This is a genomic window from Pectobacterium fontis, assembly GCF_000803215.1.
Lineage (GTDB): Bacteria > Pseudomonadota > Gammaproteobacteria > Enterobacterales > Enterobacteriaceae > Pectobacterium > Pectobacterium fontis.
Map to the genome: position 1 here is coordinate 22,665 of NZ_JSXC01000022.1, position 8,878 is coordinate 31,542.

Below are 8,878 nucleotides of genomic sequence, written 5' to 3' on the forward strand. Positions count from 1 at the left end.
ATTGCTTGTCTGGAGCCGGAGGGAGTAATAAAGATAGTGAGCATCGAGGCAGGTATGTGTACATACGCAGCCTTAGGCTCAACCTCAATGAGGTGCATTACTCTTGTTCCCTTCGCAGGTATTAACCCGATCAGGTTCCGCGGATCCCGAATTAACGGTCTCAGCCTGTGCGCTCAACGGTTTCTGACACGAAACACAAACGCCCTAGGCACTCCGACAAGATTTGCCCGTTTTTTAAACGAGCCAATAAAACCCCTACACTGTATGACGGCAAAACACGGATGTCAAAGTGTGCCGCTTTTACCCATACAGCGTCGGGTGAGGTAATGAAATAACGCCAACTAGCCGCTAGTTATCGTAAACCAGCCGGATCATGTTGTCTTCTAACGTAAAACGCTCTTCTAATGCTTCACCGACGCTGGAGAGCGCCTGTTGAAAGGCGAAGCAGTTATCATGATCGATGGCTGTCGCCAGATGGCTGTCATAAAACGTCATGATTTGCTGCGTGTTATCTTGCAGGGCGAGGTCGAGCTGGGCAGAAAGTGCTAATACTTGTTGGCTGTGGGTTGCCGCTTCATGCAGCATCTTCTCGTATAAGTGGAAATGACCCGTAGAAAGGTAGTCCACCAGATTCTGGCAAAAATTATCTAATGCTTCTTCATCCAGGAGCGACAGCGCTTCCTTGTTCGGCTTGATACCCACCAGATGGTAGTAAGCCACCAGAAGCTGCTTACGCGCTTGTAGCCATTGGTCGATTAACGCATTATTGCCACCAACGTATTCAGTCAGACTTTGTAGCTGGTTTAGCATCGTTGACTCCGTGAACGGTAAGAAATAACTGAAATACAGTTACAAAACTTATGTAATCACTCTGAATGTAAAATGCCAGTGAAGTGGCAGTGGAGCAATAAAAAGATATGGAACAGACGCTAAAAGGTGATGAAACCGGTTGGTGGGTCGTTAGCGATGCGGTACACATCTGGTTGCCTCAGGGAGAATTACCGCACGGAACGGCGACGGCGTGGGCATTACAGGGAAAAACGGCGCGCCAAATCGGCGAATGGCAAGGACAGCCCGTTTGGCTGGTGTGTCAGGGACGGGATGCGGATATGGCATCGGTTCGCCAACTGCTCGATCAGGACGTAGGGTTATTCCAGCTTGCGGGGCGGGGCGTACAACTGGCCGAGTTCTACCGTTCCCATCGCTATTGCGGCTACTGCGGCCATGAAATGGTGCGCAGTAAAACGGAATTGGCGTGTTTATGTCATCACTGCAAAGAGCGTTATTACCCGCAGATCGCGCCTTGCATCATCGTCGCGATTCGCCGTGGTGATGAAATTTTACTGGCGCAGCACAATCGGCATCGCGGCAATATGTACACCGTGCTGGCTGGGTTTGTCGAAGTGGGGGAAACGCTGGAACAAACGGTCGTGCGTGAAGTGATGGAAGAGAGCCAAATCCAGATAAAAAACCTGCGTTACGTGAGTTCTCAGCCCTGGCCATTTCCTCATTCACTGATGATGGCGTTTATGGCCGATTATGCGGATGGAGACATCAAGCATGATCCGAAAGAGCTACGTGATGCTGGCTGGTTCCGCTATGACCAACTCCCGCAGTTGCCGCCGCCGGGTACGGTAGCGCGTCGGCTTATCGAAGATACGGTAGTGCTGTGTCGCGCTTATCACGAGAACGAAGGCTGACGTGGTACTCTTTGCGCCATAACGTATTCGTTTCATAAACATCTGCTTCAACCCACCGATCTGGTGCAGAACCGCCGTGAGGCTGAAAGGAAAAGAACATGACCTACCTGAAAAACGATCGCTATTTGCGGGCGTTATTGCGCCAACCCGTTGATGTCACCCCGGTGTGGATGATGCGTCAGGCGGGGCGTTATTTGCCGGAATATAAAGCAACGCGCGCGCAGGCCGGTGATTTTATGTCGCTGTGTAAAAACGCAGAGCTGGCGTGTGAGGTCACGTTACAACCTCTACGACGTTATGCGCTGGATGCGGCGATTCTTTTTTCTGACATCCTCACCATTCCCGATGCCATGGGATTAGGGCTTTATTTTGAAGCGGGGGAAGGCCCACGCTTTCGCTCGCCGATTACGTCGCATGCCGATGTGGTTAATCTGCCGGTTCCCGATCCCGAGCAAGAACTCGGTTATGTGATGAATGCGGTGCGAACGATCCGCAAAAATCTTGCGGGGGAAGTACCGCTGATCGGTTTCTCGGGCAGCCCGTGGACGCTGGCGACCTACATGGTTGAAGGCGGTAGCAGCAAAGCGTTTACCGTCATCAAGAAAATGATGTTCGCGGAGCCGAAAACGCTACATCTGTTACTGGATAAGCTGGCCGATAGCGTCATTCTTTATCTCAATGCGCAGATTCGCGCGGGTGCGCAGGCGGTGATGGTATTCGATACCTGGGGCGGTGTGCTGAGTGGACGCGACTACAAGGCATTCTCCCTGCATTACCTGCATAAGATTGTTGATGGTTTACAGCGTGAGAACGAAGGCCGCCGTGTGCCCGTGACGCTCTTCACCAAAGGTGGGGGACAATGGCTGGAAGCGATGGCAGAAACCGGCTGCGACGCGCTGGGGCTGGACTGGACGTGCGATATTGCCGATGCGCGCCGTCGCGTAGGCGATAAAGTGGCGCTACAGGGAAATATGGATCCTTCTATGCTGTATGCCGATCCGGCGCGGATCGAAGAGGAAGTGGCATCGATCCTGGCTGGGTTTGGACAAGGTAACGGGCATGTTTTCAATCTGGGCCACGGTATTCATCAGGACGTGCCGCCAGAGCATGCGGGCGTTTTTGTTGATGCGGTGCATCGGTTGTCCCGCCCTTATCATGCATGATTCACGGGAGGGGCTGTGATTGATACACAACAGCTACGGGCTGAACAACTGGCTCGTGCTTCTGATGTGATTCGGCACGACGATTTACCATGTGAGCAACCCGCATTTATCGCGGGGGCGGATGTCGGCTTCGAACGAGAAGGTGCGGTCACTCGCGCCGCTATTGCAGTAATGCGCTATCCTTCGTTGGAACTGGTAGAATACAAGATTGCGCGTATCAGTACGACGATGCCCTATATTCCTGGTTTTCTTTCATTTCGTGAATGTCCTGGGTTATTAGCCGCATGGGCGTTGTTGGAACAGAAACCGGATCTGCTGTTTGTCGATGGGCATGGGATTTCCCATCCGCGTCGTCTCGGCGTTGCCAGCCATTTTGGCCTGTTGGTTGATGTTCCCACGATTGGCGTGGCGAAAAGTCGGCTTTGTGGTCGGTTTGAGCCGTTGGCGGAGAGCGTTGGCAGCCAGCAGCCGTTACTGGATAAAGGTGAACAAATTGGCTGGGTATGGCGCAGCAAAGCGCGCTGTAATCCGCTATTTGTGGCAACGGGGCATCGAATCAGTCAGGATAGCGCCTTGCACTGGGTACAATGTTGTATGCGTGGCTACCGTTTACCGGAGCCGACCCGTTGGGCCGATGCTGTGGCATCGAATCGTCCCGCATTTGTGCGTTGGCAACGGCAGCAAGCGGCTAACGTATTATGATAAAACTTTAGGAATTCAGGCATAGGGCGTCACTGTGATTTCAGGTACACTGCCGTCCGTTGCTGTTAATGAGCATAAAAATGTTACGTAACCCCATTCATTTGCGTCTGGAAAAGCTGGCGAGCTGGCAACATGTCACTTTCATGGCATGTCTTTGTGAACGTATGTACCCCAATTATCACGAGTTCTGTCGTCAAACAGCATTCGGCGACGCGATGGTTTACCGCCGCATTCTCGATCTGGTATGGGAAACATTGGTTGTTAAAGATGCGAAGGTGAATTTCGATAGCCAGTTGGAAAAGCTGGAAGAAGCGGTGCCCGCCGCTGAAGATTACGATCTTTATGGCGTTTATCCGGCAATTGATGCCTGTATCGCGCTGGGCGAGCTGATTCATTCGCGTTTAAGCGGTTCAACGCTTGAACATGCGATAGCCATTAGTGAAGCGTCTATCCGCACGGTTGCCATGTTGGAAATGACGCAGGCCGGCAAAGAGATGACCGACGATGAGTTAAAGGTTTTGCCTGCCATTGAAGAAGAATGGGACATCCAATGGGAGATTTTTCGCCTGTTGGCGGCCTGCGAAGAACGCGATATTGAGCTAATCAAAGGGCTCCGTTCCGATCTGCGTGAGGCCGGAAGCAGTAACATCGGGATAAATTTGCAGCAATAACGCGACAAAACGTGATTTAAGGCCTGAAATGGCCTGTCTTAAGGCTTCACATTCGCACCCTGTCTGGTCTACATTTGGGGGGCGTAAAAAAAGTGGCTGTCGGTGCGTGTAGCAGGAGAGTGCTACTACACCCTAAAACGGGATGGTGCATATCCATCGCACTCGATGCTTAGCAAGCGATAAACACACTGTAAGGATAACTTATGAATAAGACTCAACTGATTGATGTAATTGCGGACAAAGCTGATCTGTCAAAAGCACAGGCTAAAGCAGCTCTGGAATCAACTTTGGCGGCAATTACCGAGTCTCTGAAAGAAGGTGATGCAGTACAATTAGTTGGTTTTGGTACGTTTAAAGTCAACCATCGTAATGAGCGCACTGGCCGCAACCCACAAACCGGTAAAGAAATCAAAATTGCTGCTGCCAACGTGCCAGCGTTTGTTTCTGGCAAGGCTCTGAAAGACGCTGTCAAATAAGCCCATGTCGGTTAAAAGTTTAAGCAGAGGGGCGTTTTCGCCCCTTTTGCTTTTACGCCGTCTGTGTGGCGCAGGCCTTGTGCTGACTGCCGTAGTCGCCTGTAGCAGCCGCACGGCACCGCCGGATGTTTTTTCCAGCGGTTATGTTGCCGATCGCGGCATCGTTCGTGTGTGGCGTAAAGATGATGCGCAGAATACGACGGCGCTGACTACCGTGTTCAACCCGCTTCAGGGCAACGGTGTGGTGGTGACACGCTATACGTTCCAGCAGGGTAAACTGCATGAGATACAGCGTAATCAGCTCGGTGCACAAAAAGAAGATATGCGCTTACGCTTTGCAGAAGATGGAACCGTCAGCTTTATGCAGCGACAGCTTGCCGAAAGACGTGAGTCGGTTTCCGATGATGATGTCGCGCTCTATCAGTTTGATGCGAAACGCATGCTGGAGTTGAGTGAGGTTCTGCGTGCAGGCAAGGTGACGTTAAAGCAAGGGAAATGGCTGGAAGGACAGGTTCAGTCTTGCGACGGTACGCTGGTTCGTCCTGATTTTGACCGTGATTCGCGTGAATGGATCGCGCAGGAGCAAAAAGCGCATGCGATGCGCCCGCTAAACGTTGCGTGGCTGGAAGCGCCGGAAGGGACGCAGTTATTGCTGGTGATGGAAGATGATGTCTGCCAGTGGCAGCCTAAATGATGATAAAAACCCGGATTTCTCCGGGCTTCAGCATTTATTCGATAATCGTTTATCAAACTTCTCTTATCAGGCTTGCTCGCGCTCAATGGCGCGGTAGCCGATGTCTTTGCGACAGAAGACTCCCTGCCATTGAATACCCGCAGCGATTTCATACGCGCGCTGTTGCGCTTCAGCCACTGTATTGCCTAATGCGGTAACACACAGAACGCGCCCGCCGTTGGTCACGACATTCATTCCATTCAGCTTGGTGCCCGCGTGGAACACTTTGCCATCTTCGGCATCCTGCTGCGGTAAACCGGAAATTACATCGTCCGTATTGTAGTCAGCCGGATAGCCGCCTGCGGCCAAGACCACGCCCAGAGACGGACGTTCATCCCAGATTGAATCTTTCTGATCCAGCGTGCCGTCACAGGCAGCCAGACACAGTTCCACCAGATCGGAACGCAGGCGCAGCATAATTGGCTGTGTTTCCGGGTCGCCAAAGCGGCAGTTGAATTCGATGACTTTTGGCTGACCATTGGCAGAAATCATCAGGCCGGCATACAGGAAACCAACGTAGGTATTCCCTTCAGCGGCCATACCGTTCACGGTTGGCCAAATCACCTGATCCATTACGCGCTGGTGGATTTCATCGGTCACGACCGGAGCCGGCGAATAAGCGCCCATGCCACCGGTATTTGGGCCAGTGTCTTTATCGCCAACGCGTTTATGATCCTGACTGGTCGCCATCGGTAGCACATTTTTGCCATCGACCATGACGATGAAGCTGGCTTCTTCGCCATCAAGGAACTCTTCTACCACGATACGGTGCCCGGCATCTCCGAAGGCATTACCTGCCAGCATATCCTGAATGGCGTTTTCCGCTTCTTCCAACGTCATGGCGACAATCACGCCTTTGCCTGCGGCTAATCCGTCAGCTTTGATAACGATGGGCGCGCCTTTGCTGCGAACATAAGCGAGAGCAGGTTCAACTTCGGTGAAATTCTGGTATTCCGCCGTCGGAATGTGATGGCGTGCCAGGAAATCTTTGGTAAAGGCTTTAGAGCCTTCTAACTGTGCTGCCCCTTGTGTTGGGCCAAAAATTTTTAGACCTGCGTGCTGAAACGCATCTACAACACCGAGAACTAACGGTGTTTCTGGGCCAACTATAGTTAAATCGATGTGGCTTTCCTGTGCGAAGGCGACGAGCGCTGGAATATCGGTGGCAGAGATATCAACGTTGGTCAGCGCTGGTTCAAGTGCCGTACCTGCATTTCCCGGCGCAACATAAACACGTTTCGCCAGCGGTGACTGTGATGCTTTCCAGGCCAGCGCGTGCTCACGCCCGCCATTACCAATGATTAAAATGTTCATTTCGTTCAAGCTCCAGAATTAATGGCGGAAATGGCGCATGTCGGTAAAGATCATCGCAATGCCGTGTTCGTTGGCGGCGGCAATAACTTCATCATCACGAATTGATCCGCCCGGCTGGATCACGCAGGTAATGCCAACGGCAGCCGCGGCATCAATGCCATCGCGGAAGGGGAAGAACGCATCGGATGCCATCGCGGAACCTTTGACTTCCAGCCCTTCATCACCGGCTTTGATTCCGGCAATTTTCGCTGAGTAAACGCGGCTCATCTGGCCAGCGCCTATTCCGATAGTCATGTTGTCGCGTGCGTACACAATCGCATTGGATTTAACGAATTTAGCCACTTTCCAGCAGAACAGCGCGTCGCGGAGTTCCTGTGCGCTTGGCTGGCGCTCGGTCACCACGCGTAGTTGGGACGCATCGACCATCCCCAGATCGCGATCTTGTACCAGCAAACCACCGTTAACGCGTTTGAAATCCAGACCAGCAACACGTTGCTGCCAATTGCCACAGGTCAGGACGCGTACGTTTTGTTTGGCAGCGGTCACCTTCAATGCGGCTTCGCTGGCAGATGGCGCAATAATCACTTCGACAAACTGACGGCTGATGATGGCCTGTGCGGTTTCTTCATCCAGTTCGCGGTTGAACGCGATGATGCCGCCAAATGCAGAAGTCGGATCGGTTTTATAAGCGCGCTCGTAGGCATCAAGAATGGAATCACCAATCGCTACGCCGCACGGATTTGCGTGTTTAACGATCACGCAGGCCGGTTCGGCAAATTCTTTCACGCATTCCAGCGCCGCATCGGTGTCGGCGATGTTGTTATAAGACAGCGCCTTTCCTTGTAACTGTGTAGCCGTCGCGACAGAAGCCTCACTAATACTCTCTTCTATATAGAAGGCGGCTTGCTGATGGCTGTTCTCGCCGTAGCGCATGTCCTGTTTTTTGATGTAGTTCAGGTTCAACGTGCGTGGGAAGTGACCGGATGGTTTATCAGTTTCACCGTGGTAAGGCGGAACCAGCGCGCCAAAGTAGTTGGCAATCATGCTGTCGTAAGCGGCAGTGTGTTCGAAGGCTTTAATGGCCAAATCGAAACGGGTTTCGTAGGTCAGTGAGCCGTCGTTGGCGTCGATTTCATTAATGATGGCGCTGTAGTCGCTGCTCTTGACCACGATAGCTACATCTTTATGGTTCTTGGCGGCGGAGCGCACCATGGTGGGGCCGCCGATATCGATATTCTCAACCGCATCTTCTAACGTGCAGTTCTCGCGAGCAACGGTCTGAGCAAACGGATACAGGTTCACTACGACGATATCAATGGGTTTGATGTCGTGCTGCGTCATGATCGCATCATCTTGATCGCGTCGTCCCAAAATGCCGCCGTGTACTTTCGGGTGCAGAGTCTTTACACGCCCATCCATCATTTCAGGGAAGCCGGTGTAGTCAGAGACTTCAGTCACGGCTAAGCCAGCATCTGCCAGCAAACGGGCGGTTCCCCCCGTTGAAAGAAGCTCGACGCCACGGTGGGACAGAGCTTGAGCAAATTCGACAATACCTGCTTTGTCAGAAACGCTGAGCAGAGCGCGGCGAATTGGACGGCGTTGTTGCATGATGATGTTATCCCCTGGATTTGGGTAGTCAGTAAGGAACGGTATGTGAATATCGTCTTTGTCAGAGCAATAGTTGCGGAATAAAGAGAAATATTCAGCTAGCGTTCGCCAAAATACGACGATTTTGAACGGGGTGAATTGTAGCGAAAACGTTTGCGTGATGCTCGTCAATTTTTGAATAGAATGCTTTCTGTGGATAAGTTTGTGCAAAAATAGGTATAAAGTGGGGTTTTGCTGTGGAATGCAGCAAACAATCATTTTTCTTTAAAATACCTATTGCGGCCTGCCGAGAAGTCCCTATAATGCGCCTCCACTGACACGGCAACAGCGACACGCGGTTGCGATGACAGGAAAAAGATTTAAAAAAAACAGTCAGTAATGACTTGACTGTAAAGCGGATTAGCATAAGATATGCAGCCCGCGCCACGAGAGATTGTGGCACTGCTCTTTAACAATTTAATCAGACAATCTGTGTGGGCACTCACAAGACCGTATCTTAACGATATAAAAA

The 8,878-nt window shown here is 51.8% G+C and carries 9 protein-coding genes and 1 riboswitch; of the genes, 6 read left to right on the plus strand and 3 right to left on the minus strand.

The window, feature by feature from the left end:
- Positions 1 to 90 precede the first annotated feature (90 nt).
- Positions 91 to 226: riboswitch (TPP riboswitch) on the minus strand.
- 122 nt (positions 227 to 348) lie between these two features.
- The gene (locus OI69_RS07425; RefSeq protein WP_039348186.1) at positions 349 to 810 is read right to left on the minus strand and encodes an Rsd/AlgQ family anti-sigma factor; all 462 of its coding nucleotides are present in this window, start codon (positions 808 to 810) and stop codon (positions 349 to 351) included.
- A 107-nt stretch (positions 811 to 917) separates the two neighbouring features.
- On the opposite strand from OI69_RS07425, the gene nudC reads away from it, so the two are divergent.
- The 6 genes from nudC to OI69_RS07455 all read left to right on the plus strand — a co-directional run bounded on the left by nudC (position 918) and on the right by OI69_RS07455 (position 5,406).
- The gene (nudC, locus tag OI69_RS07430; protein ID WP_039348187.1) at positions 918 to 1,700 is read left to right on the plus strand and encodes an NAD(+) diphosphatase; all 783 of its coding nucleotides are present in this window, start codon (positions 918 to 920) and stop codon (positions 1,698 to 1,700) included.
- A 98-nt stretch (positions 1,701 to 1,798) separates the two neighbouring features.
- On the plus strand, positions 1,799 to 2,863 hold the full coding sequence (gene hemE, locus OI69_RS07435; protein WP_039348190.1) for a uroporphyrinogen decarboxylase: 1,065 nt from the start codon (positions 1,799 to 1,801) through the stop codon (positions 2,861 to 2,863).
- A 15-nt stretch (positions 2,864 to 2,878) separates the two neighbouring features.
- Positions 2,879 to 3,565 (plus strand): deoxyribonuclease V, encoded by a 687-nt coding sequence (gene nfi / locus OI69_RS07440; protein ID WP_039348193.1) that lies wholly within the window; start codon positions 2,879 to 2,881, stop codon positions 3,563 to 3,565.
- An 80-nt stretch (positions 3,566 to 3,645) separates the two neighbouring features.
- On the plus strand, positions 3,646 to 4,236 hold the full coding sequence (locus OI69_RS07445) for a YjaG family protein (protein WP_039348196.1): 591 nt from the start codon (positions 3,646 to 3,648) through the stop codon (positions 4,234 to 4,236).
- Positions 4,237 to 4,439: 203 nt separating this feature from the next.
- Complete coding sequence (gene hupA, locus OI69_RS07450; protein WP_005970302.1) at positions 4,440 to 4,712, plus strand: nucleoid-associated protein HU-alpha; 273 nt, start codon at positions 4,440 to 4,442, stop codon at positions 4,710 to 4,712.
- Between the two features lie 4 nt (positions 4,713 to 4,716).
- A complete protein-coding gene (locus OI69_RS07455) occupies positions 4,717 to 5,406 on the plus strand; it encodes a DUF1481 domain-containing protein (RefSeq protein ID WP_080752618.1) in 690 nt (229 codons plus the stop codon).
- Between the two features lie 66 nt (positions 5,407 to 5,472).
- Here the strand turns inward: OI69_RS07455 and purD are convergent, their stop codons facing one another.
- Together purD and purH are read right to left on the minus strand one after the other, a co-directional pair.
- Positions 5,473 to 6,759 carry a phosphoribosylamine--glycine ligase gene (gene purD, locus OI69_RS07460; RefSeq protein ID WP_039348199.1) on the minus strand — a complete coding sequence of 429 codons (1,287 nt, stop codon included), beginning with the start codon at positions 6,757 to 6,759 and terminating at the stop codon, positions 5,473 to 5,475.
- Positions 6,760 to 6,777: 18 nt separating this feature from the next.
- Complete coding sequence (purH, locus tag OI69_RS07465) at positions 6,778 to 8,367, minus strand: bifunctional phosphoribosylaminoimidazolecarboxamide formyltransferase/IMP cyclohydrolase (protein WP_039348203.1); 1,590 nt, start codon at positions 8,365 to 8,367, stop codon at positions 6,778 to 6,780.
- Positions 8,368 to 8,878: the final 511 nt, after the last annotated feature.

What these genes read in the sequence shown, in the direction of transcription:
- hemE (WP_039348190.1), top strand. Translation starts at nt 1,799, where the DNA reads ATGACCTACCTGAAAAACGATCGCTATTTGCGGGCGTTATTGCGCCAA.
- OI69_RS07445 (WP_039348196.1), top strand. Translation starts at nt 3,646, where the DNA reads ATGTTACGTAACCCCATTCATTTGCGTCTGGAAAAGCTGGCGAGCTGG.
- purD (WP_039348199.1), bottom strand. Translation starts at nt 6,759, where the DNA reads ATGAACATTTTAATCATTGGTAATGGCGGGCGTGAGCACGCGCTGGCC.
- nudC (WP_039348187.1), top strand. Translation starts at nt 918, where the DNA reads ATGGAACAGACGCTAAAAGGTGATGAAACCGGTTGGTGGGTCGTTAGC.
- OI69_RS07455 (WP_080752618.1), top strand. Translation starts at nt 4,717, where the DNA reads ATGTCGGTTAAAAGTTTAAGCAGAGGGGCGTTTTCGCCCCTTTTGCTT.
- hupA (WP_005970302.1), top strand. Translation starts at nt 4,440, where the DNA reads ATGAATAAGACTCAACTGATTGATGTAATTGCGGACAAAGCTGATCTG.
- purH (WP_039348203.1), bottom strand. Translation starts at nt 8,367, where the DNA reads ATGCAACAACGCCGTCCAATTCGCCGCGCTCTGCTCAGCGTTTCTGAC.
- OI69_RS07425 (WP_039348186.1), bottom strand. Translation starts at nt 810, where the DNA reads ATGCTAAACCAGCTACAAAGTCTGACTGAATACGTTGGTGGCAATAAT.